33 protein-coding genes are annotated in these 25,092 nt (G+C 34.9%); 17 read left to right on the top strand and 16 right to left on the bottom strand.

Annotated features, from left to right (window positions below; all coding sequences use genetic code 11):
- Window positions 1-314: 314 nt before the first annotated feature.
- The 4 genes from AC6EJA_RS08450 to AC6EJA_RS08435 all read right to left on the bottom strand — a co-directional run bounded on the left by AC6EJA_RS08450 (window position 315) and on the right by AC6EJA_RS08435 (window position 2,833).
- Window positions 315-503 (bottom strand): hypothetical protein, encoded by a 189-nt coding sequence (locus tag AC6EJA_RS08450; RefSeq protein WP_498502215.1) that lies wholly within the window; start codon window positions 501-503, stop codon window positions 315-317.
- 418 nt (window positions 504-921) lie between these two features.
- Entirely contained in the window at window positions 922-1,083 is a 162-nt protein-coding gene (locus AC6EJA_RS08445) for a hypothetical protein (protein ID WP_498502214.1), read from the bottom strand.
- A gap of 897 nt (window positions 1,084-1,980) precedes the next feature.
- Window positions 1,981-2,145, bottom strand: coding sequence for a hypothetical protein (locus tag AC6EJA_RS08440; RefSeq protein WP_498502213.1), 165 nt, complete (start codon window positions 2,143-2,145; stop codon window positions 1,981-1,983).
- Between the two features lie 256 nt (window positions 2,146-2,401).
- Window positions 2,402-2,833, bottom strand: a complete 432-nt coding sequence (locus AC6EJA_RS08435) for a hypothetical protein (RefSeq protein WP_498502212.1) — start codon at window positions 2,831-2,833, stop codon at window positions 2,402-2,404.
- Window positions 2,834-3,751: 918 nt separating this feature from the next.
- Between AC6EJA_RS08435 and AC6EJA_RS08430 the strand changes: the two genes are divergently transcribed.
- Window positions 3,752-4,267, top strand: a complete 516-nt coding sequence (locus AC6EJA_RS08430) for an HPP family protein (protein ID WP_498502211.1) — start codon at window positions 3,752-3,754, stop codon at window positions 4,265-4,267.
- A gap of 278 nt (window positions 4,268-4,545) precedes the next feature.
- A complete protein-coding gene (locus tag AC6EJA_RS08425; RefSeq protein ID WP_498502210.1) occupies window positions 4,546-4,974 on the top strand; it encodes a cupin domain-containing protein in 429 nt (142 codons plus the stop codon).
- A 189-nt stretch (window positions 4,975-5,163) separates the two neighbouring features.
- On the opposite strand, the gene AC6EJA_RS08420 is transcribed toward AC6EJA_RS08425, so the two are convergent.
- Window positions 5,164-5,376, bottom strand: a complete 213-nt coding sequence (locus AC6EJA_RS08420; protein WP_498502209.1) for a hypothetical protein — start codon at window positions 5,374-5,376, stop codon at window positions 5,164-5,166.
- Window positions 5,377-5,706: 330 nt separating this feature from the next.
- Between AC6EJA_RS08420 and AC6EJA_RS08415 the strand changes: the two genes are divergently transcribed.
- The 4 genes from AC6EJA_RS08415 to AC6EJA_RS08400 all read left to right on the top strand — a co-directional run bounded on the left by AC6EJA_RS08415 (window position 5,707) and on the right by AC6EJA_RS08400 (window position 7,381).
- Entirely contained in the window at window positions 5,707-5,892 is a 186-nt protein-coding gene (locus AC6EJA_RS08415) for a hypothetical protein (protein ID WP_498502208.1), read from the top strand.
- Window positions 5,893-6,258: 366 nt separating this feature from the next.
- The gene (locus AC6EJA_RS08410; protein ID WP_498502207.1) at window positions 6,259-6,459 is read left to right on the top strand and encodes a DUF3721 domain-containing protein; all 201 of its coding nucleotides are present in this window, start codon (window positions 6,259-6,261) and stop codon (window positions 6,457-6,459) included.
- Between the two features lie 2 nt (window positions 6,460-6,461).
- Window positions 6,462-6,737 (top strand): hypothetical protein, encoded by a 276-nt coding sequence (locus tag AC6EJA_RS08405; RefSeq protein WP_498502206.1) that lies wholly within the window; start codon window positions 6,462-6,464, stop codon window positions 6,735-6,737.
- A 515-nt stretch (window positions 6,738-7,252) separates the two neighbouring features.
- Entirely contained in the window at window positions 7,253-7,381 is a 129-nt protein-coding gene (locus AC6EJA_RS08400; RefSeq protein ID WP_498502205.1) for a hypothetical protein, read from the top strand.
- A gap of 79 nt (window positions 7,382-7,460) precedes the next feature.
- Here the strand turns inward: AC6EJA_RS08400 and AC6EJA_RS08395 are convergent, their stop codons facing one another.
- From AC6EJA_RS08395 to AC6EJA_RS08375, 5 genes are all read right to left on the bottom strand, one after another.
- Entirely contained in the window at window positions 7,461-7,718 is a 258-nt protein-coding gene (locus AC6EJA_RS08395; protein ID WP_498502204.1) for a Nif11-like leader peptide family natural product precursor, read from the bottom strand.
- A 458-nt stretch (window positions 7,719-8,176) separates the two neighbouring features.
- Window positions 8,177-8,350, bottom strand: coding sequence for a hypothetical protein (locus tag AC6EJA_RS08390; RefSeq protein WP_498502203.1), 174 nt, complete (start codon window positions 8,348-8,350; stop codon window positions 8,177-8,179).
- Window positions 8,351-8,960: 610 nt separating this feature from the next.
- Window positions 8,961-9,851: an OsmC family protein gene (locus tag AC6EJA_RS08385; protein WP_498502202.1), complete on the bottom strand. Its 891-nt coding sequence runs from the start codon at window positions 9,849-9,851 to the stop codon at window positions 8,961-8,963.
- Window positions 9,852-9,901: 50 nt separating this feature from the next.
- The gene (locus tag AC6EJA_RS08380) at window positions 9,902-10,066 is read right to left on the bottom strand and encodes a hypothetical protein (RefSeq protein WP_498502201.1); all 165 of its coding nucleotides are present in this window, start codon (window positions 10,064-10,066) and stop codon (window positions 9,902-9,904) included.
- 514 nt (window positions 10,067-10,580) lie between these two features.
- Window positions 10,581-10,928 carry a hypothetical protein gene (locus AC6EJA_RS08375; RefSeq protein WP_498502200.1) on the bottom strand — a complete coding sequence of 116 codons (348 nt, stop codon included), beginning with the start codon at window positions 10,926-10,928 and terminating at the stop codon, window positions 10,581-10,583.
- Window positions 10,929-11,372: 444 nt separating this feature from the next.
- Here AC6EJA_RS08375 and AC6EJA_RS08370 point away from each other — a divergent pair, with 444 nt between their 5' ends.
- Window positions 11,373-11,750: a hypothetical protein gene (locus AC6EJA_RS08370; protein ID WP_498502199.1), complete on the top strand. Its 378-nt coding sequence runs from the start codon at window positions 11,373-11,375 to the stop codon at window positions 11,748-11,750.
- Window positions 11,751-11,753: 3 nt separating this feature from the next.
- On the opposite strand, the gene AC6EJA_RS08365 is transcribed toward AC6EJA_RS08370, so the two are convergent.
- Window positions 11,754-12,836: a metal ABC transporter substrate-binding protein gene (locus tag AC6EJA_RS08365; RefSeq protein WP_498502198.1), complete on the bottom strand. Its 1,083-nt coding sequence runs from the start codon at window positions 12,834-12,836 to the stop codon at window positions 11,754-11,756.
- A 903-nt stretch (window positions 12,837-13,739) separates the two neighbouring features.
- Between AC6EJA_RS08365 and AC6EJA_RS08360 the strand changes: the two genes are divergently transcribed.
- The 6 genes from AC6EJA_RS08360 to psb28 all read left to right on the top strand — a co-directional run bounded on the left by AC6EJA_RS08360 (window position 13,740) and on the right by psb28 (window position 17,162).
- The gene (locus AC6EJA_RS08360; protein ID WP_498502197.1) at window positions 13,740-13,886 is read left to right on the top strand and encodes a hypothetical protein; all 147 of its coding nucleotides are present in this window, start codon (window positions 13,740-13,742) and stop codon (window positions 13,884-13,886) included.
- Window positions 13,887-14,327: 441 nt separating this feature from the next.
- Window positions 14,328-14,864 carry a prepilin-type N-terminal cleavage/methylation domain-containing protein gene (locus tag AC6EJA_RS08355; protein WP_498502196.1) on the top strand — a complete coding sequence of 179 codons (537 nt, stop codon included), beginning with the start codon at window positions 14,328-14,330 and terminating at the stop codon, window positions 14,862-14,864.
- A gap of 152 nt (window positions 14,865-15,016) precedes the next feature.
- Window positions 15,017-16,057 carry a discoidin domain-containing protein gene (locus AC6EJA_RS08350; protein ID WP_498502195.1) on the top strand — a complete coding sequence of 347 codons (1,041 nt, stop codon included), beginning with the start codon at window positions 15,017-15,019 and terminating at the stop codon, window positions 16,055-16,057.
- 69 nt (window positions 16,058-16,126) lie between these two features.
- On the top strand, window positions 16,127-16,243 hold the full coding sequence (locus AC6EJA_RS08345) for a type IV pilin protein (RefSeq protein WP_498502194.1): 117 nt from the start codon (window positions 16,127-16,129) through the stop codon (window positions 16,241-16,243).
- A gap of 266 nt (window positions 16,244-16,509) precedes the next feature.
- Window positions 16,510-16,674, top strand: a complete 165-nt coding sequence (locus AC6EJA_RS08340) for a hypothetical protein (RefSeq protein ID WP_498502193.1) — start codon at window positions 16,510-16,512, stop codon at window positions 16,672-16,674.
- A gap of 131 nt (window positions 16,675-16,805) precedes the next feature.
- Window positions 16,806-17,162, top strand: coding sequence for a photosystem II reaction center protein Psb28 (psb28, locus tag AC6EJA_RS08335; RefSeq protein WP_498502192.1), 357 nt, complete (start codon window positions 16,806-16,808; stop codon window positions 17,160-17,162).
- A 454-nt stretch (window positions 17,163-17,616) separates the two neighbouring features.
- Here psb28 and AC6EJA_RS08330 read toward each other — a convergent pair whose 3' ends face one another.
- From AC6EJA_RS08330 to AC6EJA_RS08310, 5 genes are all read right to left on the bottom strand, one after another.
- Window positions 17,617-17,892, bottom strand: coding sequence for a cupin domain-containing protein (locus AC6EJA_RS08330; RefSeq protein ID WP_498502191.1), 276 nt, complete (start codon window positions 17,890-17,892; stop codon window positions 17,617-17,619).
- 61 nt (window positions 17,893-17,953) lie between these two features.
- Window positions 17,954-18,118, bottom strand: coding sequence for a hypothetical protein (locus AC6EJA_RS08325; protein WP_498502190.1), 165 nt, complete (start codon window positions 18,116-18,118; stop codon window positions 17,954-17,956).
- On the bottom strand, window positions 18,119-18,304 hold the full coding sequence (locus AC6EJA_RS08320; protein ID WP_498502189.1) for a hypothetical protein: 186 nt from the start codon (window positions 18,302-18,304) through the stop codon (window positions 18,119-18,121). It abuts the gene before it with no gap.
- Window positions 18,305-18,309: 5 nt separating this feature from the next.
- Entirely contained in the window at window positions 18,310-18,462 is a 153-nt protein-coding gene (locus AC6EJA_RS08315; RefSeq protein WP_498502188.1) for a hypothetical protein, read from the bottom strand.
- A 4-nt stretch (window positions 18,463-18,466) separates the two neighbouring features.
- Window positions 18,467-18,664: a hypothetical protein gene (locus AC6EJA_RS08310; RefSeq protein WP_498502187.1), complete on the bottom strand. Its 198-nt coding sequence runs from the start codon at window positions 18,662-18,664 to the stop codon at window positions 18,467-18,469.
- Between the two features lie 357 nt (window positions 18,665-19,021).
- On the opposite strand from AC6EJA_RS08310, the gene AC6EJA_RS08305 reads away from it, so the two are divergent.
- The 4 genes from AC6EJA_RS08305 to AC6EJA_RS08290 all read left to right on the top strand — a co-directional run bounded on the left by AC6EJA_RS08305 (window position 19,022) and on the right by AC6EJA_RS08290 (window position 24,772).
- A complete protein-coding gene (locus tag AC6EJA_RS08305; protein WP_498502186.1) occupies window positions 19,022-20,017 on the top strand; it encodes a lectin-like protein in 996 nt (331 codons plus the stop codon).
- Between the two features lie 366 nt (window positions 20,018-20,383).
- A complete protein-coding gene (locus tag AC6EJA_RS08300; protein ID WP_498502185.1) occupies window positions 20,384-20,965 on the top strand; it encodes a prepilin-type N-terminal cleavage/methylation domain-containing protein in 582 nt (193 codons plus the stop codon).
- A 278-nt stretch (window positions 20,966-21,243) separates the two neighbouring features.
- Entirely contained in the window at window positions 21,244-22,806 is a 1,563-nt protein-coding gene (locus AC6EJA_RS08295; RefSeq protein ID WP_498502184.1) for an FG-GAP-like repeat-containing protein, read from the top strand.
- Between the two features lie 1,054 nt (window positions 22,807-23,860).
- Window positions 23,861-24,772: a type IV pilin protein gene (locus tag AC6EJA_RS08290; protein WP_498502183.1), complete on the top strand. Its 912-nt coding sequence runs from the start codon at window positions 23,861-23,863 to the stop codon at window positions 24,770-24,772.
- Window positions 24,773-25,092 lie beyond the last annotated feature (320 nt).

Here is a 25,092-nt window from a genome sequence, read left to right as displayed (position 1 = left end):
ATTCATTTCTAACAGTTCACGTTCAAGAAGTTTCGGTTAAGTTGATTTAATAAGAATATTAGAGGAAGATTTTGCCATCTAGAACTCTTTACTTTTGAGGCTACTGTATATTCATATCTAAAGATTTGGGGATTAGAAAATTGCGCCACCTCAACTCCAACAAAGAGTTGGGATTAATCTAAACGGTTGATACTACACTAATATATCTAAAAACAAGTTTTATAAATATTTACTTTCAAATCTATCTATTGACTATTAGTAATGGAATCTTTATAAAAAAGTTTCCTAATAATTTCAATCATGCTGAGATTTCTTTAAGCTGAGATATCTCCTCGTAACCCTCTATCTCGACTTCCTTTGAACCATTGAGGTCTTAAAAGACGATCATGCTGAGGCAGCAAAATTTCACTCTCTAAAAAGCAATTATCAATTTTGAAGTCTTTTACAGTATTAGCTTTTTCATCCTTTATTGAAATAACACCTTGCGATCGTTCGGGTTTCATAGCTAATGCTGTTTTTATGATAATGACCTATTTTTTAGATATCGGCACTTTGAGTGAGCTTTTGCTCAAGAATGACTTAGAGCTTGTACGTTTTAAATTCTTTACTTTGTTTTTCTCTCTTACTTTCCTCCACTATCTAGCTGCTGTAAGTATTTATCATATTGACTAAAAGATATCACTGCAATCAAATCAGCTAATAAAGCAATGAAAAATATACCGATTCATTGCTTGGTTGAATAGATACGTTCGTCGAATATATTGCTCGATTAAATAATTTTGTGCGATAAATCAGAAGTTAATTTACAGATAATTTTAAAATGTTTTTATAGCTTACACATTTTACCAAGAAGTAAAATGAATAACAGATAAAAAATCAAATTTTTTTGGATTAATTAATTTCTGATAACATCGTTGATTTTCAAATAAACATCATGTAAATAAGAAAACTTGCTGGAACAATTAGCATTGCAGCTATTCCAAAGCCAACTGTCTTACCAAACTTTGAATCTCTTGAGTAATCAGTGAAGTGTTTTGCATTATTCCACTCTGACCAGTTATTTGGCTTTTTACTTGAGGTCATTTTATTGAGATATAAATTAATAATATAACCTAAAAATTCCAACAAATGTGAGGGGTCAAGGTAGAGAGAACCATATTTATATATTAAATTCATAGCAGCTCAACAAATTATCTATATTCATTTGAGACTTTAAATCAAAAAAACTTTTGATAATTAGATCTTCAAAGATAGTCAATACTGATGGCGAAAAAAGTTTGCAATAGGTTAAATTAGCATCATATAGACTATAAAAATAAAGAATATAGATAGCTTACCAATTATAAAATAAGGCAGCAATTTCTTGAAAGATTCAGTGTTAATAGTATTCTTGACTGATGTCATATGAGGCCCATACTTCCAAACGTGTAGCCCACAGCGCAAAAGAAAATGAATTCGAAAAGCTCTCTACTTCCCGAAGGAATTGAATTTAATGCAAAGTTGATTCGTTGAGCCATTTTACCTTGTACTCTCAGGTTAAAAATATAATTTAAGAACTATTTCGACAGTCCGAGCTCATATGATGGGCGCTTAACCGTATAAGTCATTGAAAAATAAGGTTATCGAAGCAAAATTTTTAAGATTCAATAATAGTTTTCAAAAGAGTACGTAGAAAGACAAGTAAATTTATCTCATAAATATGGGGTTCTTTCTGACAAACAATGGTTGGTAATATTAATGAAATTATTCTCCATCATTAAATCTCAATTTAAAAGGGGGACGTGTTGCAATTGTCCCCCTTTGAGTCCAGCTCTTATTTTTTTCCTACCGAGCTTGGACTCCTAATCTATTCTTAATTGATTAATCGATTAGCTCCAAGAGTAAAAACACCTCATTAGGAAACATTCATGAGAGTGGATCTTGCCGTAAGATTTGCAAGCTGAAAAAGCATCCCTGATTGACTGATAGAAAAATCTAAAATCAATTAACTGATAAAGAGAGAATTTTACGCGCTTTTTTTTGTCTTTTTTCAAAAACAGAGAGTTTGTAAGAGATTTTACGCCCATTTATTGTGGCTAAAATTTGCGCTTGATGAAGTCTTTCTTTTCTTTTAATTTTTTCTTTGATAAGAGGTAAGTGATTCATGACCTTTGAGGTTAATGGAAATCCCGTTCCCTATTTCCATGTCATGCGTCCAAATATTAGAAGGATGAACGTTGATATATGGTAACAAAAGAATATTAAGAATGTAGGATGTTCATCTGCAAAAGTTTCAGTCGATTTAGCATCATCATTAATTTGAAAAATTCTTTTTGATTTTGAGGAAAATCGACTACATAAAAGGAATTTTTGGAAAGAATCACAAAATGCAACCTGGCACTCTCAATAAAATTAATCCATATTAATTACTATCAGACGTCTTTTTCTCTTGAGTTGAATCATCATCCATAACTATCTTTTTGTCTTCGGTAGCTGTATGTCCCTCTTTTAAATTCTCCTCCTCAGCAACCGTTTCAACCTCTTCTAGCTTTTCCCCCTTAGCAACAACGGCTTCTACCTCTTCTAACTTTTTCTCCTCAGCAACAACGGCTTCTACCTCTTCTAATTTTTTCTCCTCAGCAACAACGGCTTCTACCTCTTCTAATTTTTTCTCCTCAGCAACCGTTTCTTCCTTTTCTAACTTTATCTCATTGATTTCTTGATTCAATTTATCCTTTTCATTCGATGTACTTGTATTTTTTAAACTTTCTATCCCAAAATCGTTTTTGGAAAATACTGCAAAGAACGCTATTCCTAAGCCAAAAAATAAAAGAATCGATATGACTTGTAACATGGACGAAAGAAAAAATTTGAAAAATAATAATAGAAATTAATTGAAATTTATTTTCGGCTAAATACTTATATAGATATATGTAAATAATGATTCCCCTCGGATATCATTTATCGCATCTAAGTGTGGCAAATTAATCTATTCCACCAAGGGGATTACTTTAAAAGCAATAAAGAGCTTCGAATCAATGCTTAATGGAATTTATTTTTTCTATATACTTTTTACGATTTTATTACTGAAAAGGTAAAATTTATCACAATCACCTAGTAACTTAGGCAAAATCTGAAGTGATTAAAATAATAGGATTTTTACTTTTTTGAACCATATTATTAATGAGCATGGAATATGATTTATTATAGAAATAAATTATCCTATAAAAATGACCACAATACTATTCATAAAAATCATTTCTTCCTCGATATTTTTTGCTTTTATAATTTTATTTATTTCACTAGTAATCAATAAGGCAATTAAAAAAGAAGCAATAAGATAAGATTAATTAATCTATATTTCTTTAGGGAGTTTAATTTTCTATCAATTACTAAAACCCATAAAGAAAAATACTTAAAAAGGCCCTTGATGACTATAAGAACACAAATAATGCACAAAATTTATTTGTGACAGCTAAGGGATAGAATATTTTCTTCGCTGAATAGATTCGACAGAATTTACCCATACCAGCAGATCGAGAAAGAAATGAAACCAAAAAACTTCTCTGGCTGGGATATATGTCAAATGAGCATAAGGAATTCGTCAAAACCACCTAAGCCTTTGTTATGAGTAGCCTAAGTAGGGCAAAAGAAATAAACGACTAGTCAAAAAAGAATTGGGTAGTTGTAATAACAAGGGATATGAACTAGTTGCTAAATTCTCCTCCAATTTGTTTTATTAATCAAAATAATGAGTCGTCTTTTATCTTCTTTGATCAAATTCAAAAAAAAAGAAGTTAAGAATGGGGAAAATTTGCAACCATGTTTTCATAGATGTCAAACATTTAGGGCTTTTATAGGGGGCCTAATAGCCATTTTTTGCTTAGGAATACTAAGCAACCTATCAAATTACTCTATTTTGGTTGCCCCATTTGGAGCTTCTACTGTTCTTTTATTTGGTGTACCTAATAGTCCTTTGGCTCAGCCAAGAAATCTTATTTTGGGAAACTTGCTTGGAGCAATCGCTGCTGTTCTTTGTGTGTATTTATTCGGAACGTCTCCCTTTGCAAGTGGTATGGCTGTTGGATTATCTATTGCTCTGGGGCAATACTTTCGTTGCTTACATCCACCTGCAGGAGCAGTTGCATTGCTTGGGGTACTGCTTAATGCATCACCGATTTTTATTTTAATTCCTGTCTTATCTGGTTCTTTAATTTTACTAGGAATTGCCGTGGTCTTTCATAGTCTTAAAAGCGGCGAAAAGATTTACCCTTTACATTGGCTTTGATCTGTATGTTTTTAACAATAGGGCGCTGCTTAATTATTACAAATTAGGTCCTTCAAATGATTAATCAGATTTATTGATAGGTTATTAGTGTTTATTTTGTGAATGGATTACAAGGAAATAATTAAGAGTTATTTGCAATTACAAAAGATATATAGAAAGTTACTTTAGTAAGTAAATAGAACCCATAAGTCTAATTTTTATAAGCCGAATTTAGAAAGCGAAACAACACCAACAAAAATTGTAAGAGAGAATATACTAAGGTGAAAAATAAACCACTCATGAATATACTAAAGCCCCTTTTGTTTTTGGCTCTATTAGTGTCAAGTCCCTTCTTAGCACTCAAGTCCGCAATTTCATTTGAAAAGATTGAAGTTATTCCTTTAATTCAATCATCAAAAGGACTTAGCGGTAAAAAAATTTCTTACCCAAGATGGAAGCAAGCAGAGCTGAGACTTTTAAAAGTAAAGATTCCAGTAGGTGTGAGAACTCCCTTGCATGTTCATCCTGCACCGCTACTTGTTTATGTACAACAAGGGAAACTCAAACATTCCAGAAATGAAATTATTAATTATTTCAGGGCAGGTGATTCATTTATTGAAAGTAATAATGGCTCTCCTCATCTAGTCGAAAGCATTGGGAAAGAGCCAGCGGTCCTTTTTGTCGGTGTCTCATCGGTTGTAGGTAGGCCAACAACAATAAGCAAATGAGTTTTGAAAAAAGAGTCAATAGTTCAAAGTTAAGAGAGTAAAAATTGGGGCAAACTTTGCATCCTTACTCTTATTAAAATTTCTCCATAATATTTTTATATATTTTTTACTAAAAGTGAATCTAAAAGTAAAATTAGTTTTATTGATAATCATGATTTTCTTTTATTGACGAAGTAGCTGAAGATTCATTTATAATATCAATTTATAGAATTTTAGGGCAAAAAATACACCTCCAAAAAGACTCAATATTGCAGCACCATAAAAAAGAAAAGGAATAATTGGATATTTATATAATGTGGACCTCACTTTTTTTTGAATAGATTCTTTATCAAGCTTAGGCAAATCTATTTTTTTTTGTCTAGGAGGAAGACCTAGTTCTTTTCTTCTTTTTGCTTCTCCCATGATAATTTAATAAAGAATTTGAGTGAAATAAAAAATAAGATTTTCATAGCTATATTAAAACTCTTTTTCAAATATTAGTAAACAAGCTTCAGCATTTGAAGGATAAGAGGGAGCAATGTTCCTCTGCCAATTATTTAAAGGATTGATTGATGCTTTCTCTGAAAGAAAGTTTAATAAAAATTCTTAGTAAAAATATCTATTAAGCCTTTACTTCATCAGAGAGTTTATTAATCAGGATCAGAATTTAGATGTGATAACTTAGTCTAGTAAATACTATGATGCGAATTACTTAAAATCTTTAAGTCATCTTTAAACCTTTATTATAGTTAGATGAACTTCGCTGATAACTGGGCAAGGGTTTTTGTTGTGATTACGTTTCTGACTTTTGGAGAAGCTCAGATTATTGGTGGAATCGTACCAAATCTGATTGCTTTGAGTTTATTCATTGGCGCAATTGGATATTTCGCCATAACCGGTAAAATGGGTGAGATGTTCGGCTGGAAAAACAAGAATTAACAGATATCACTGGCAAAGCGATACTCAACAGGGACCCATAAGGACTCTTAGGAGTATTCCCATTCAAAGGGACAAACTTGAAAAACGTTGTATAAACATAGGTGCGAGAATTTAACTTGCTACGTGGTTCCACCAAACTTCTAGATTAAAAACAGTCTCACTTCAGAGTCATTAAGACAAATTAATTCCAATCAAATTTCAAAACCTGCATACTTTGGAGTGTCCAAATAAAAGGGTGGAATCCCAAGCAAAAAAATTAACCCCATTACCCTTGCAAGACAATTTTATAGTAAACATTAGAGTTAATTAATTAGATTATGGCTTTAACAGTGGCAATCTTGTCGCTATTTTGGTCTAATAATTATTATGCGCTTTTTTCTATTTGCATCGTTCATACTTGCCCTTTCTTGTCCTGCTCAAGCTCACCCAAAAGGAATTTACAAAAGTCAAAATGAAGCTCGTCAACGTTCAACTGAATTGCAATGCCAGGGTATTCACAAGAATAGAGACTATTGGATGCCCTGTGCTAATGAGAAAGAGCTACACAAAGCGCTTAGAGAGAGATAAGTATGCATAGGGCTCCACTAATAAGTCGTTTTTGGCATAGGAGAATTGCTTTTTTTCTGGTCATTCCACTCTCAGTAACAATTATAAGTGGATCGATCTATTCAATTCTTTTAACGTTTCGTATCGATGCTTTTTGGTTAATCAAGCTACACACTGGGGATTTTGGAGTTATTAATTTACAGTCCGTATATTCACCATTGATCGGCATATTTACCCTAATGCTACTTTTTACAGGAGTGTCGTTATTGAGACCGCATCAAAGAAAGCATTCACTGTAGAACTTTACCTATAAAACATCAATTAAGAAATGTTCTATCAATAAATAGAAAAATTTTCTCAGCATTAACAATATATTGTTATTTCTTTAAAGGTTTTTTCATTAAAATAATATTTATTCTATTTTAATATCATTGAAAATTCATGATTTTAGCATAACAATTTTTGGTAAATTCTATATTAATAGAAATTTGTGAAATTAACTTATGCGAGATTTGCGCAATAAATTTCGACTTATTGAAATCAACTAATGGCCATAAGAGGTATTCAAGGATTAGACAAGCTCAAACCACCCGAACTGGTTAGCCCTACCTCAACCGAACCTCAGCAGGAATTTCAATCAATTAAATTTGTCTCATAGCTTTGATTTTTTTCACCTCATATCTTCAATTTCAATGTCTTCTGCCAACATCATCTCAGTAGCTAAATTTTTGTCTCTTTTTTGCATCCCTGCATTGATAATTGCATCAGGCGCATTTGACATAGCTAATTCGGTTTCTGTTTGAGTAAAGTAATTATGAACTCACAATTTTCATCTGACTTTTACCAATCCATTGTGGAGGCTTCTGAAAGAGGAGAGCTTTGGGGTATTGAGAATAGTGATTTAACGCCACTAGAATTAGAACTAATTCTATCATCATATTAATTAATATAATTTATAAAGAATTTTTAGATAAATCTAACTTTAACATGTCAAAAGTCATTGATATCTCAATTGATAGAGACTATTTATAATTTTTTTCATTAGGGTCTATTCCACTTTCACCAAAACTATAAGAGGGGGAAGTATCTTGTTTTTTAATTTTTACACCGGCAATATTCTCTTTTGAGGCAGCTTTTAATTCATCACCTGAAAATTGATAGCCAAATTCAGAGGCTATTTCTGCAATTTCATTTGCTGTGGCTGCAACTCTTATGGTACTAAGTAAATCTTTGTTTTTTTGAAGCTCTGAAAGAAAAGCCTTTAGTTGATCTATTGCCATGTACCTATAATGCCAAATTAAGGTCCGGTAATTGAACATCTAATCATATTCCTTCAATCAAAACAACTTTATAAAGCAACTGGATGTCCTCTCATAAGTCTTAAAAGACATATTTGCGATTGCTTCTTTGGTGATAATTTATCGATTTGTTCTTGTTGCATCATGAGTCGGTCCTTTTCTTTTTTTAGAGTGCTATAAGTTCTCCTAACGCCATAGGCGATGAAAATTGCATGAATGACTCCGGCTATGATATCCCTATAATGATTTTATTAATCCTCTCAGGTGACCCTAGATATTCTAAAAGAGCGTCTTGATTAAACATTTAGTACTGATTTAGTCTTTTAAGAAATAGAGCAGCGAAGACTCCCTTGAAAAGACAAACCAAAGCAATCAATAATTATTTAAGCCCAGCTTCTTTTGATAACAAGCAATTATTTTCTTATGATTTTCTATAAATTTCATTCTTCTACCTCAATAATTTCATAATAGGGTCGATCTCCATAGTCAGCATCAGAACAACAAACATCAGAATATATTTCTTCTAAAAGATCATATGCCTCGTCATAGCTGTTAAATAATTGATTAGTAATGTCATCAGATTCTTCATCATCTCTGATGATTTTATAAATCATTTTACTGGCTTCTCAAATTGATCAACATACCACCAAGGGAATGCTTTCGCTATACACTTTTTCTCTACTGAAGATATTTCTACCCAATAATTTTTCTTGCAGATCTTTGCTGTTGTATCTTCAATAATTGACTTACAAGAATAAGAAGTTTTTCATTATTTATCGTTAAATGTCCTCTTTGAATTATTTTCAATATTTAATACATTACTCTTAGTAAAATCATGGACTTTCATCATGGCTCTGAAAAAGTCTCTCGCCAATAACTTTGCTTAAACTTCTGTCTTGTCACTTTTGAGGTCTTTGTATAAGCGAGAATAGCAATTATGAGGAATTCTGTCATACAAACTTCTTTTCCACGCTCATCGGAATTAAGCTTTACTTTTTTGGATAACTTTTCTCAGTCTTTCTTTACAGGTTTCTTTATCTCAGAGTTTTATATGGCGACTACTCAAATAAGTGAAAGGAATAGGAGCTAAAACTAATTTCTTGATTCATTTGCTCGGGGTGAAACAGATATGCACGCATTGCAATAACTAACTTTATTTAATTAAATTTAAATTGAATCAACACCTCGGAGTATCCCACTTCCTTAGAGGTTTAAATATTACAGCTAAACCCTGATCTTTTGCTTGCCAGTTGAAATACCACCGACTTTCAATCTTCTGATTTGTCCATCTTCCCAACTCCAAAAGACAGGATCAGCTGCTTTTGCCTTCTTCAAGTCAGTTCTATGTCTCAAGCTAACAGGCTTAAATTCCTTAGCTGGATCAAAATTGCTATCTCGAAAGGCTTGATTTAATACAATACTGCCCTCTTCTCCTGATACTGATCGATGATAAGTCCCAGTGGGTATTTGGAGAGCACCCATTTTTTGATTAAGGAAAATTACATGATGAGGCTCTTCCCATTCTGGATTGAGCAAAGTGAAAGTGCGCTTTCCTGCTAAGACTAAATTGTTGTCAACCTGATGATGATGCACATAATACTGTTCAATTTCATCGTCATTAGGAGGAGAGATTGCACTTCCATGATGAATGACTACATCAGAGCTATTAGAGCCTTTGACTCCAGCATCAAAAAAAGTGACTTGAGGTGTTTCCCTAAACACATTCGTGGCAACAAAGTTTAGAGAAGTATTTTTTTTACATTTCGGTAGGTTCCACTGAACATTAATTTGTATTGATTCATCTAGATTTCTCAAAACAGGACAGTCCTTCGTAGCCTTTTGAAGAACCTTTAATTGATAAGGCTCTAAACCATCTGGCATCTTAATTTGTAAAAGTAGTGATTCAATCTTGCGTGGGCCATGAGTTGTCATCTTCTTTTCAATTTCAACTATTATTTCACCTAATTTAAAACCTTTTTCTTTTGCTGTAATTCCCATCACTGTAATAAAACAAGTACCTACTGCAGTCGCCAATAAATCAGTAGGAGCAAAATTTTCTCCTTTTCCTGCATGATCAATAGGCGCATCAGTTCTAAGTGTTTGCCCAGAATGCACATGCCGGGCTTCTGTCTGCAGACCACCTAAATAACGGCAGAGAATTCTGTCTACACTTCGTAAAGCTTACAAGTAGATTTAGTAGGATGAAGTTTGCATTCCTCTTCCCAAAATAAGTCTTGCTTTTCTTCAGGCAATTCATAAGAGAAGTCATGAATATAGTCAAGATCTCTCAAAGGGTTTGGAAGAACTGTAAAAGGAGTTCTAAGTTTCATAATCCTCCTATTCGGTTGATTTATTTCTAACACATTCTTGAAATTTATGTATAGTGCTTACACGAAAGTATTTAAACTGTACGGTTCTACCTGCTCAAAGTTTTTTTAACCGTTTTAGATGATATTTACTGTATATATTTCTTGGGTTCATATTATTGTTAAATTTTAAAAATAGATTGAGAGTAATATTATTTATGAACGGAACTTTATATACAGTCCTTATCAAAAAGAGCTATCCATAACTCATTATTATCTTAAATGAGTAGGGAAAAATAATGATAGTTTAATCATGAAGAAGGAGGACCTATTTCAACGCAATTCTTTGAGTCCAGCTCTTTTTTAATACCAACTAGCTCGTACTCTATATAATTTCTAATCAACTAAGAACAATGCAAAAAATATAAGTACTTCTTTATAATATTTACTCCCCAACCAAAATGAGTGCAAGTTTAATTAAAAGAATAAAAGGACTATGGAATTGAATTTAAACGTTCTGATCAAAGCAATAGCGTCTTTAAACGTTTCCAAATCCCCACTCGCAGGATAATTCACACTTAGCGAGGCTTCCCTTCTCAAGGCGACTTAAAATTCTAACCATATCAACAGATGAGAGACTTCCATCAGCATTCCACTTAAGGGTTGTTTTTCGCTGAGCTGGAATGGAGTCTTTAGTTCTTGTTGAGGGAAGAAATTTAACCTTTTTATTTTCAAGCCGATCTAAAAAGTTTTTGGCAGCATGGAGATCTGCTGTATAAGTACATTTATTTAAAGAGCAAGCTCTAAACATTCTGCCAGTCAACCCTTGCATGCAAACAATTGAGCCACCATTAGGAGTTGTATGGAAAGGCTTTTGACTTGTCATTATTCTCTCTCCATTACTGAAGGGAAATGCATTTTTGTATCAATCAACACCAAATAGCAATGAGTCTTAATGCCTATACACCGAGTTTTTACCGTTCTCGAAGGTAAGTTCATTTTCACAATATTTATGAAATATATTGCCATGACCAATAAAAAACTACTGTTCAAGAAAAGGCCAATTATCGTTAGTTACTATTTGTAGGCTATTTATTATCAGAACTTGATTAAAGTACAATAAAGAAATATAGGTGAGAAGTTAAATCCATCCACGCGTCACCAACTCATTGCAATAGCCCTGAGCTCCAATAGCACTACTGGAGATTAATTAAAAGCCAATTAAAATTGATTCTGTAATTGCTGAAATGGATTAGATAGTCTAAAAGATATTCCTTAAGAGTAAAATACACACAATATTTTCATTAAAGATCCAAACTAAGAAAAACAAATGTGCGAAGAAATCACAGTTGAACATGCCAAAAAAGCTCAGAAAGATGCTAAATGGGCCTACAACAATGCAATGGAAAAGTTCTACTACTCTATGTTGGAGGTTGTTTTCTTAAGAATCAAAAGTCATCTCAGTCCAAAGGGGTTAAAGAAAGTAATAGAGATAGATAAAAAAAGGAACAACAATGAGAAACTTGCCATTAAATTCAGTCAAAAAACTTGGGCAGTTTTAGCAGAGTCTTGGACAGGGGCGGAAGGTTTAGCCATGACAAAAATCGCTGATCTATACGGACTGGATATAGCTGATTTCGATATATCTAAAATTGAAAAGCTCAATGAAAGCTCTAATTCAAAACAATGCAAACCAAATACAAAATAAAAATCAACGATTGGTTAACGAATCCCACCTATTTCCAATTTGACTACCTGACGTCTTATTACATGAACCACCCAAAGAATTCACAATGGAACAAGTATTATGAACAGCAACAGAAATAGTATTTCCAGTAGTCATTAAGCCATCAACATAAATTTGATTTGGTGCTATTGGAATAGAGGTCTGTCGACTCAAGTTTTTTAATAATTTTGAAGAAGGCTTTTGCTCGGGAAATAAGACTTTCACATTTCCTTCCCTTAGCTCCCTTAGCACAGTAGTCATGGCTTGAGGTCTAAGGCTGGCTGAGCTGCCAAGGACATCTAGCAAGCTAATAGTATTCAAGCCAAACGCTTTCCCAAAGTATTCCATAGATTTATGTTTTGAAACTAAAGTCCTTTGATCAGAGGGAATTGTGGCTACTTGTTTTTGAGTCCATTGATTTAAATCTTCCAAAATGACGTTAACTGATTTAGATCTATCTCTTAATATTTTTTTAGTTTCTCCATCAAAGGATGAGAGGTTCTTATTAATGTTTGCAGAAATGACATTACCCATTTTGATTATGTTCAAAGGATCATGCCAAACATGAGGGTCTAATTCGCCATGATTATGATGATCGTGACCTTTGGCTGTAATTTGGGCTAAGGGTTCATCATCGTGGTCGTCATGATGATCATGGTGCCTCGCAGATGAGTGATTATCGTGATCTTCTTCAATATCTATTGCACTTACACCAACTACAACAGTTTTAGATTTTTTCTGCCATTTCTTCATTGCAGGGGTCATCTCATGACCAAGGGTAAAAACTTGACTGGCTTTATCTAAATCTTTAGCCTGGCTAGGGGTAAGTACGACATCATGAACGTCTACATTTCTACCAATTAAACATTTAATCGGCATTGGAGGTGGAGCAATAGCCTTGACCAAGTCACAAACTAGTGGCTCCACTGCTACTATGGCCCTCTGGTTAGCTTTTACGTCTTGAGTCGTTCCAGATAAAAGAAATGCTACTGCAATAAGAGAGTTTTTTAAAATTGACCTTGTATTGAGGCATTCCCTTGGACTGGAATTAATGAGATGGCCAGCCATACACTTGAAGATATAATCCGTAAAAATGATAATCGTTTTAATTCCCTTTTTGGTAATCTGGTTCTTTTTATCAGGGAATGCTCAGCTAAAAATAACCTAAGTGCTTAAAATCTGATTATTCTTTTCTAAATCAATTTTCTTATTTTTAATTCAAAATCGTAACTTTACCAAGTCCAATCTGATGTCTCAATTAAATCCAGAATTTAAGTTAAACGAAATTTCAGAAATGTCGAGTTCTCGTATGACGCACAGCTAATACTTTTGGAAGGACCTATTTATTTCATTACGCTCCTAAAGCACAAAGAGCATAAATTATAAGAACCCTACCAAAAGTAGTCATTCCAACCAAGCTTTTAATTCTCATCCATTTTCTATCCCACTTATATGGAGCCATAAGAATTATTGAAGTAAGAGTAAAAGCGGCAAAACCAGCAGTTGGCCAGTGAGGACTTTCTCATTAAACAAGCATATGAATTCCATGAGAAAGGAAAAATAGTTGGTACATATACGACGAAAATGCTCCAAGGTTGTATACAAACTCTTTATTGGCAAAGGCTAGTTTTATCAGGGGGTTTATAAGCATTCGTATCAAGAATGTTCCTAAACAATAGCCACCAAAATCTTGATCGACATTTCTTATACATAATCTCAATAAGATCAAATAGCAGGGATCTTGTGAGACTTGTACAGCAATATTTTGAGAGGCTTTACACAATGTTCTTTAACTCTAAAGTGAATGTATAAAGAAATGCACCTTGAAAATATTTATGTTAGATTAATTTAATCTCTTAAGAGATCAACCTAAAGATAACGCTTAGGGAAAAGACGTGATATTGGCTAGTCAATTAATTTACTAGCAATCAAAGTATGTGCCCCTTCAAAAATTTAAACCACAGGTAATTTATGACCAAAAGCCAATTAAATAAAGAGTATGTAGATATCATGCTCAAAGCCGATAAAGCTGTTGGAAGGAAGGAAGCGGTTAGCCTTCTGCACAGGGCTGATTCGATCAGAAAGAAGCTTCATAAAGCAAATCATCATTCAAGCTAGGCCGCTTGATACTAATTGCCATAGTCGCTACAAAAAAATTTGGCCGGCTATTTATTATCGGCTTACACAGGGCGAAGGATCTCTCTATCGGTATCAAAACAACCACATCGAAGCACGAACCAAATTAATCAGTAAATACGCTGCCAACTGTGCTAACAGCTAATTGCTATCTGTCATATTCTATGGCAAATATGCACGAGCTACTGACTCCCTAGAGGAAATATCATTACCAACAGGTCAAGGGAAAGATTAAAAAGCTTGATATACAAAAACAAGCGATAATGGTAGTAATAAAAGTCGAGATCGAAAGTTTACTTAAACCTCACTCAAACACCACCTTTACTGAGAACGTAGACTATGATTGAACCTTAGTTTTTGGTCTTATTACTTTAATTATCATAGAAGACTGTCGGATTTAACTAATTAATCTAGTATGAATATATGAAGCTTTTAAAGAAACGAATACGAGAAGAAGAGGAAGGCTTCACTTTGGTGGAGCTAATCGTTGTAGTCGTAATTATTGGGATCCTCTCAGCTATTGCAGTCCCAAGTTTCAACTCGGCCTCAGACAAAGCGAAACAGCAGGAGGCCTCAACTTTAATTGCCTCTTACATAAAAGCTGCTCAACTTTTTTATATGGAAAATAGTCGCCGAGTTCAAAATGCTGGGGATCTTTCCCAGTATGTTTCTGTCGTAGGTTGCCAATGGGATGCTAGTGATAAAGGTTTGGACATCTGTAAAACATATCCACCTGTAATCATGGGTAGAGACAACCCATCAACTAGTCAATGGAATAGTCCAAGTGGACTTTATAATATACGAATTGAGCAATCATCATCATCTATTCAAAATATAAAAGCCATTCCTTATTTCGACACATTATATGGTGTCTCTGGTTGTATTAACTATGAGAATAATTCAACAAAAGTTGTACCTTTAACTAATAGAGGAAAAAATGTTTCTAACATTGAGTGCTAGAAATTGTTTGACTCAATCTTTTTTTTATCGTGATTGAGATGCTCTGATTTTTCAGAAGCAGTCACTTTGATTGGAGTAACGCTTAACATCAAAGATGACATCCCTGGATAAAAAGTTTTAATTTGGTGTAGACGATCTAGGTCATTACAGCCTTGAAGAAGCTAGCTCAACACCGATTTCTTAGCCATCTTCTATCTAGGAAGGAAGATGAAGGATTCACTTTGGTGGAGTTAATCGTTGTGATCATAATCATGGCGATCTTGTCTCAGATTGGATTGGTGTCGTTTAATCGCTATACCCGACGTACAAGAGCCTTTGCAGCAGAAACAGCAATGAGAAATATCAAACGTGAATGTGAGATGAATCGCGATCTAGGTATGGATCAAACGTTTACACCATTAACACCACGTGGATATTCACTCCAACCTGATAATTCCAATAGTTGTGTAGGAGGGTCAAGCAGTGAATTGGTTACTGCGATCCCAGATAATCAAGGAGAATATCCTTCTTATTTTTATAATTTTGCAGATGGGACTATAGGTTGTAGTTACTCCAATCCAACCGATAATTTATTTCCTGAATGTAAAAATAATGCAAGTCAATCTCAATCTTCTGTTGCTTCTGGTATCACTGATTGGAAAGCTTATGCAGCTGAGACAGCAGAAAACTTTGAAGAATTCTCACCTAATGTAAAACAGGCTTCTTGTGAAACTAGCTGGGCTGGGACTAGTTATACCGGAAAAGCGGAGCATGCTACTGACGGGAATCCAAATACAGTATGGACTTGCGACGGAATGGCCTCGATTGACTTTGATTTAGGTAAAAAACAAGAGATTCGTTCAGTTAATGTTCAATTTCAGGGGAACGTTGCAAATGGTAATTACATCAAACTATATGTTGACAACAATTTAGTTGCGGAAGGGACGCAGCCTTGTTGTGGAAATGGCTTTACTTGGTTTATTGAACCTACTGAAGGTCAAACGATTAGATATGAGACTGTTGATAAGCCCCACACCCTAAATTTAGGAGGAGTCGAGGAAGGAGAAAACCCTCAACTCCAAAGTGCTACTTGGAGCGAAATAGGGGAATTAACGGTTAATGGTGCCATGAGATATAGGACGAACAAAGGTCACTATGGTTCTGGTACTGGTGTTTACTGTGACGTCAGTTGGGCCAAAGAACCTTGTGATTAAAAACCATTAGTTTTTTAGATGGACTACAAGTTCAAGCTGGTTTTAATCAAAAAGCTTCTAAGGAAGAAAGTGGAAGAAGGATTTACGTTGATTGAGTTGCTGATGGTTGTAATTATTGCTGGAGTATTGGCTGCAATTGGATTCCCTGCCTGGCAAGGAATGAGATTAAAGACGCAAGCAGCTTGAGCAAAAACAGTGATTGCCAATATCAAAGTGGATGGTGTGTGGATGGCTTAATATTCTCGCCCTCATTTCTTTATTCTATTTCAATCAAGTTTTGATTACTAATAGCCAATCAATGAGTTATTGATCAGCAAGGGTTATTGATCCATTGAATGTGCCTGGTTTTCTTTTTGCTTTACCTTTGGTATGATTTTTGCACGTTCGTCCGATCTATATCTGGACGCATGACATGGAAATAGGGAACGGGATTTCCATTATAGATAAGGGTTATGAACAACCTTTTACTCACTAAAGAGCGAATCAAAAAAGCAGAAAGGCTTCACAAAGCTCAACTGGCTGCTACAAAAAATGGAAAGTTTATTTCTTATAAGCCTTCTGTTTTTGAAGAAAGGCAAAAGCAAGCTCGTGAAGACGTTGCAGCAATGGATTCTTAATTCAGAATTGAATTGTTGACAGTTGATCCCTAGGGGGCAATTAGCCCCCCTTTTTTTGATACGTCCTATTGTCAAGAAAATACAACTAACAATTTTTTGTTTGTCGATAATGGTTAAAGAGGAGTGAGCAAATGAGGAAAGCCTCCATTCAATTTTTTAAAGGTTTAGAGGAAACAGTAGTACCTGAAATTAGACTTGAGAAAAGCAAAAATAGTAATAAAGGACAAGCTATTTTTACTTTTCTGCATCCATCTGTTTTGACATCTCAGAAGTTCAACGAAATTAATGGAATGTATTTAGTAGACGAAGAAGGAGAAATTACTCTTACAGAAATAAATGTTGCTGTGTCTAAAAAGAATGGAAAATATACGGCAATACAAGCCATATATATATGGAAGAATCAACAAGGTTTTGAGAGGTTTATGCGATTTGCAAATCGTTATGCAAAAGAAAAAGGTCTTGGCTATCAGGAGATAAAGAATAACTAATTTGAATCGCATTCCCTTTAGGAATTGCTTCCCGGAATTTTGCTGGTATGAAAGCTTAGATCTAATCAATCAATATCTTCTGAAACCATTCAATTCCATATTTATTTTGTATAACCTCTCTAGCTTATCAAGGACTACAAGTCACTATCTTTTTGATACTTATTTGTTCTCCATAGTTTGATGAGCAATCGCTGTTGTAGGTAAAACGAGAGTAGCTATTAGTGTGAGTACTAAGCGTTTCATCTCGCATTAATCACAGAGAACACAAGTCCACCAAAAGTAGAACCAACTAATAACACCACCATCACTAAGACAATGATTTTGGTAAGGCTTCTAGTCATGTAATTATTATAGATAGCGCTTATTTTTCATTTGTTTCTATATGGATTTTTAGTCATTAAATAATTAAGAGAAAGTTTGGTTAAACCATTAATCTAAGGATTTTCTTGATTGGTTAGTTGCCAAAACGATAGTGTTTTTTTACTGCTTTATGCACTTCCCAGGTACAAGACATTCCTTCAGGAAAAACAACTAAATCACCGACTCCAAATCTGACTGGTTCTCCACCATAAGGTGTAACAGTGATATCCCCTTCAAGTATTAAACAGGTTTCTTTCTCGCTATATGTCCAAGGGAAAGTACTTGGATCACAAGTCCAGATTGGCCAGTTTTTTATTCCTAGATCTTCAATTGTGCTTTGAGAACATGGAGATGTAACGGAAATGCTCATTTGACCAAACTTTGCTTTCGGTGATTTCTTACTTTTATTATCCCTTAAATTAAGAAAAGTTTTAGTCAGATCTCGTAATTCCTAGATTCCTATTTTCACTATCTTTCTTCATCTCTTCTTTGAGTTGCCTGTAATAGGCAACTTCTTCAGGATCTTCTGAGCCAAGACCATATCCCATTATTGCTGCAATATAAATTTTTTGTTTTCTATGCGCACTGAGATTCATTTAGTTGTTACCCCAGTACTTCAAGATTGATAGAAAAGTGATCGTAATGACTCCATAGGTCCATATAGCTCCACTGTTATCCGATAGTCTGTCAATCCAGGGAGGTAGACCTTTGTTGTAGTTTATCAGGATGAAGATGAGTCCAAGAATTAATAGAGGAAGGATCAGAGCCAGTAAGGAATTCATTGTATTTAATCAAAAAACATTCCATCTACTGAGAGCTCTCTTCTTGTCTCTGGAGATGGATATTTCTGGTAATAAAAAAGCATTCCAAAGGTAAGAGCTATTGCAATCAGTATCCAAGCAATTAATGATTTTCGTTTTTTAGGAGCTTTTTCTTTCATTCCACTAGGCTTGTATTTCAGGGAAACAACTAGTGATTTTAATTAAGTCCCAAACGTCATCGGTGTCATAAGACGATAAGGTTTTTACTCTACTGCCTTCCACTAATCCTTGAACCTTCATTTTTTGCCTTAGCAAATCCTGTCTTTGATAACTGGACATTGCTAGAAAGCGTTTTGTTCGTTCTTCAGGTGTTTCACTCATAATTTTCAAAATAAAAAAGTCGCCTATTTAGAGCGACCTTTTCATTAATCATAAGATCGGCTGCCAACCAAACCGATTATGGGTCCTTCTAGAGCTTCCCTCCTTTAAAATTACTGACCAAAAGTACCGATAAATTAGTCAAAGAAAGTTCGGGTAAATCTTTAAGGATCGCTGAGAACGTCGTCCTGGCTGAAAGTTGCTGTTTTCATTAGCCAGTAGTTAATTTCAGTCATATCAAGGGATTTGGGTAAAAAATGGTGGTTTGAGTAAAGTTTGAGTAAACCTTAGCTCTTGGTCTTATTACTTTAATTATCATGGATGCCTGTTGGATTTAACTAGTCCATCTAGTATTGATATATGAACCAGTTTGACAAAAGAAAAAAAGAAGAAGAAGGATTCACATTAGTGGAGTTAATCGTTGTGGTGATCATCATGGCGATCTTGTCTCAAATTGGATTAGTGTCGTTTAATCGCTATACCCGCCGAACAAGAGCCTTTGCAGCAGAAACAGCAATGATGAATATCAAACGTGAATGTGAGACAAATAGAGACTTAGGAATGGATGAAATTTTTACACCATTAACACCACGTGGATATTCATTGCAATCAAGAGGTGCTAATAGTTGCTTAGGTCAATCAGGTAGTGGTTTGGTTAGTGCGATCCCAGATAATCCTGATCAATACCCAAGTTATTTTTATAATTATGGGACGGGAAAAATTCACTGTATCTATTCCAGTACAACTGACAATTTCTTTCTAGGATGTAAAGGTTCAAATAGAATTAACTTGGCAACATTTAAAGAAAGATATGAAACTGCAAAAAAAGAAGGAATTGTAGAAGGCCCATATTTCATTAGAGGTGATTCTGTTTATGTCGTAGTTAATGGACCAAGTTGGGAAGAAGCAGAAACTAATGCTAAAAATTTAGGAGGAAACTTAGCGACAATTAATGATGAGGAAGAGAATCAATGGGTAGTTGATATGTTTAGAAAATGGGTTCGTTTCAATGGAAAAAAAGGAGATAATACCGGCGACTGGCGATATACTCCAAGAGCTTATATAGGCCTAAATGATAAAAAAGAGGAAGGAGTTTATAGATGGAGTTCAGGAGAAGAAGTTACGTATTTTCAACCAAAAAATGATTATCAACTTACAGGAACTAAAGATAGTTATATGAGTCTAGAGAGAGGAGGTAGTCCTACTGTGCAGTATGTTGATCAAGATTATATCTCTATTCAATTAGGTCAAGATAGTAATAGCGATGACTGGAACCCAGGATATTGGGAAGATGTAAGGAATGATAACTGGATGTATTCACAAGGGATTGCTGAAATTAAATTAGACATCCAATAACTATATATATTTGATCTCAGTTCCAGTTCTCATCTTTTTTTTCTACCATTTTTAACATTTCTCAAGTTTGAATAAAGTTTGAATAGAAATTCCTTGTTTGCTGAGATCGGCTGCTATCACCTAAAGGGAACTTTTCATTAGCCAGTAGTTAATTTCAGTCATATCAAGGGATTTGGGCGAAAATGGGCGGTTTGGATAGAGTTTGGATAGACCCTCGATCTCAGGGTTTTACTTGCTTCCATTGTGACTGAGAAGCTTTAACTTGGGAGAGGGAGTCAATGTGAAGAAGAAGCACTTAACTTCACAGCTGACATTTCTGGATAAAGAGTCTTAGATGGGTATAGGTGAATCTAGGTCATTAAAGTCTTGAAGAAGCCAGAAGCGCAACAGCGAGTCCTTAGACATCTCTTCTCTAAGAAAGAAGAGGAAGGATTCACGTTGGTGGAATTAATTGTCGTAGTGGTCATTATTGGAATTCTCTCAGGTATTGCAGTGCCAAGTTTTAACTCCGCAAGTGAGAAAGCCAAACAACAAGAAGCTGCTGTATTAATTAGTTCATATATTAAAGCTGCTCAATCATATTTTATTGAGTATGGAGTCCCAATAACGGGAGCCGGTGACCTTGCTAATTACATAAACGTCATCGAATGCACATATCACCTCAGGAGTAGATGCAAAACTGAAAATGTATTACGCAATATTGGTGTTTCCTACCCTGAACAGCGGGTTTGGAATAGTCCAAGCGGAGGGTTTTCAATGAATATGAGTAATAGTAATAATAATCAATTTCTTATACGAGCACTTCCTCAGGCACAGACTTGGCCAGCTATGGAACTTTCAAATGATGCATATGGAGTTAGTGGATGTTTAAATTATTCAAGTGGAGCTTCTAAAGTGACATTAATGCAGGAAAAAGGGCATCAAAATGTGGTCGATATAGATTGTTGATAGGTAATTTTCTGAAGCTCTAATTATTTCATTTTAAGGGTGAGTATAGACATAGGGAAATCAACAAGAAAGAGGTAAGTTGGTCGTTATAACTAGGTTTTATTCGTAATAACATCTGGCTCATACTTCATTAGCCAGTAGTTAATTTCAGTCATATCATGGGATTTGGGCGAAAAGGGTGGTTTGAGTAAAGTTTGAGTAAACCTTAGCTCTGTTTCTTATTACTTTAATTATCATGGATGCCTATTGGATTTCACTAGTCAATCTAGTATTGATCTATGAACCAGTTGAAGAAACGAATACGAGAAGAAGAAGGCTTCACATTAGTGGAGTTAATCGTTGTGATCATCATCATGGCGATCTTGGCTCAAATTGGATTGGTGTCGTTTAATCGATATACCCGACGTACAAGAGCCTTTGCAGCAGAAACAGCAATGAGAAATATCAAACGTGAATGTGAGATGAATCGCGATTTAGGAATGGATCCAACATTTACGCGATTAACTATAAGTGGATATTCAATTCTGACTCAAAATTCCAATAGCTGTTTAGGCGAATCAGAAAGTGGCTTGGTTACTGCAGTGCCAGATAATCAAGGTCAATATCCCTCTTACTTTTATAACTTTGGAGAAGGAACTATCAGTTGTAATTACTCGGCAGATAGCAATATAAGGTTTGATGGTTGCACCCAATTAGCTTCTAAGAGCAGTAATAATTCCTCTTCAATATTTAATGCTTTAAGTAATCGTTCCTCGAGCATTAAAAAAGATTCACTCTCTTTTTCTAAATCAGCTGACTTGGCTGCTGATTTCCCGATGGATGTTTATTTGGCAGATATAGATGGGGATGGGGATTTGGATATTGTTTCTGCGTCCTATGACGATGACATGATTGCTTGGTTTGAAAATGACGGCAAGGGAAACTTTTCGGATGCTCCTAATGTTGTAAGTACTGGCGCTGATGGTGCTTCTGCTGTTTACGTTGCTGACGTCGATGGGGATGGAGATATGGATATAGTCTCGGCGAATAATAGAGAAGGTGCTATTACTTGGTATGAGAATAGTGGTAGGAGTGGTCAACCTAATTGGTCAGCCATCGACATAACAACAAGTGCTAATGGTGCTTATGACGTCCACTTGGCAGATATAGATGGAGATGGGGACCTGGATCTCGTCTCGGCTGAAAGACTCTCCAACAAGGTCTCTTGGTATGAAAATCAAGGGGGTAGTAGTCCAAGCTGGTCATCTGCTAAGGGAATAGGAACTGGTCTTGAAGTCTTTGATATTCATGTCGCAGATATGGATGGTGATGGAGATCTTGATGTTGTCTCATCTTCTAATGCGGATGACACTATTTCTTGGTTTGAGAATGATGGTTCTTCCAGTCCAAGCTGGTCAAATGCCAAGAAAATTTCAACTAATATTGTCAACGCAAGTGGTGTTGATGTTGCAGATATGGATGGAGATGGTGATTTAGATATTATTTCTACGTCCAGTGGATCTAATACTATTACTTGGTTTGAGAATGATGGCTCCTCCAATCCAAGCTGGTCATCTAACACCATTGATAACTCTGCGAATGGAGCGAATGACGCTTATATAGCGGACATGGATGGCGATGGAGACATGGATATAGTTGCAGCTCATTATAAAGATGACTCTGTTGTTGTTTATGAAAATAATGGAGACAATAATCCCAGTTTCTTTAACTCTAAAGTCGTAAGTACTAGTGCTAATGGAGTCTTTGACGTCAAAACTGGGGATATAGATGGGGATGGGGATTTAGATGTCGTTTCAGCTAATAATTTAGGGAATTCAATTTCTATATATAAAAGTAATTAAGAGTCTTTGTAGGTTCTATGTAGCCAGAAGCTCAAAAACGATTACTGAGCCACCTCTTCTCAAACAAAGGAGAAGAAGAATTCACGTTGGTGGAATTAATCGTTATTGTTGTAATTATTGGAATTCTTTCAGCAATTGCAGTTCCAAGTTTTAACAATGCCTCACTTAAAGCTAGGCAAAAGAAGCTTCAGTAATAGTTTCTACATACATTAAAGCGGCACAAGCTTACAAAGCTGAATATGGTTTAGATGCAAGAACCGTGATTTAAAGCATTATGTCTCTGTAAATGAATGCACTGCAGTAGTTGATGAAATAGAGGTTTGCAAAAACGCTACGCCTCAAATTGTTGAAGATGAAGATAGAGCTTGGAATGGTGTGAATGGTTATTACCGGTTTTATATGGAGTAGGAAGAAGGTCAACGGTTGGGCAACAGAGTTTGTAGAACCGTCAGCCAGGGTATAGTGGAGGTATATGGGAATATGAACTTTTATAATATAAAAGTACCTTGTGAATGAGTTCTTTTTAAACCGTAAATAGCATTATTATCAATTCTAAAAATGATCTTTAAAGAAATTATAAGTAGGCATAAAAATAGGGTAATAAGACTTCAAAAGAAGTTTGGGATAAGTAACTATTTGGTTTTCTGGATGGGTTTTGGAGAAGGAATCTTGATAGGTGGGGGTGTAGTTTTTGTTGTCTTGCAGTATTTCTTTTAAGGCTTGGGTTTATCTGAGAACTTTTTATTCTCAATTTAATATTTTTAGATCACTTTTTATTTGTTGGTTTCCGACAGCTAAAAAGATTGCTTCTTTCATTTTCACCATTTCTCTAGTTTGAATAAAGTTTGAATAGAAATTTGCGATTCGCTGAGATCGGTTGCTATCAACTAAAAGGAACTTTTCATTAGCCAGTAGTTAGGTTCCTTTTGTGCCATGGGATCTCAGCGAAAATGGTGGGTTTGAGTAAAGTTTGAGTAAACCTTAACTCTGTTTCTTATTACTTTAATTATCATGGATGCCTGTTGGATTTAACTAGTCCATCTAGTATTGATATATGAATCAGTTTTACAAAAGAAAAAAAGAAGAAGAAGAAGGCTTCACATTAGTGGAGTTAATCGTTGTGATCATAATCATGGCGATCTTGTCTCAGATTGGATTAGTGTCGTTTAATCGCTATACCAGAAGAACAAAAGCCTTTGCAGCCAAAACGGCTCTAAGCAATATTAAAAGTGAGTGTGAGATGAATAGGGATTTGGGTATGGATCAAACGTTTACTCCGTTAACACCACGTGGATATTCTTTGCAGTCAAGAAGTTCTAATAGTTGTTTAGGACAAACAGGTAGTGGTTTGGTTTCTGTAATACCTCAAAATCCAAGTGAACTTCCATCTTTTTTTTACAATCACTCTGAAGGTAAGATTAGTTGTACTCATGCAGATGCTAAAGATAATTTATTTAATGAATGCACAGAAAAAAATAATGGGATGGGCAATAGCGCTGGAGTTAATGGCAACTCCTCAAAACCTTGGGAAAATGTTAGTTGTGAAGGAAATAATTTAGTAGTAGCTAGGTACACAATGAACCGTAATGGAACTGTTCCAACTTCAGGGGGAATGATGAAATTTGGAGGTAGATTTTCTCATAGTTATGATATGCCGAATCAAGGACCAGAGCCAGATGGCTTCTCACATCATCAAGATACTTGGATGATTGGTATCTTTAATCAAGAAAAGTTTATGAAAATAGATGAGGAAGACCAGCCTAAAAAGAAGATTTTAAGAACAAAAGAAGAAATGATTGATTATGTTTCCAAGTGGTTTCAACCTCCTTCTCCCCCTTCTGCCGATACACCTCCTTTTGAGAGACGAATGTTTGAAAATAGTCCTAAGACAGCTGAAGAATATGTCAATCAGAACCTTGAAACCATGAAGCGGGATGCCGGTGGGGAGAAATTTTTCTGTGACTAGAAACATCAATTAAAGTATGTAGAAAGATCTGAATGACATCTTCCTGACTTTTTAGTAATGAACAAAATATGTGAATATTGTGTGAATGAATTTTTTGGATTTCTTCGAATCCCTTGGGATAACTTATGGCTCGCTCTTCATTAGCCAGTAGTTAATTTCGCTCATTTGCTTGATATCACTAGAGTTTGAAGGATTAGAGTAAAAGTAGAGTAACGTCAGTCTGAAACAAACGTTATAAATCTAACGATAATCTTTTGGAAGAGGAAAACTAATCAGGAGAAAGTTGGTTGACCAAGAGTCTGATCTTCTTCCATTCTCCC

This window comes from Prochlorococcus sp. MIT2309 (assembly GCF_059772305.1).
This window is presented reverse-complemented; position numbering and strand designations above follow the sequence as displayed.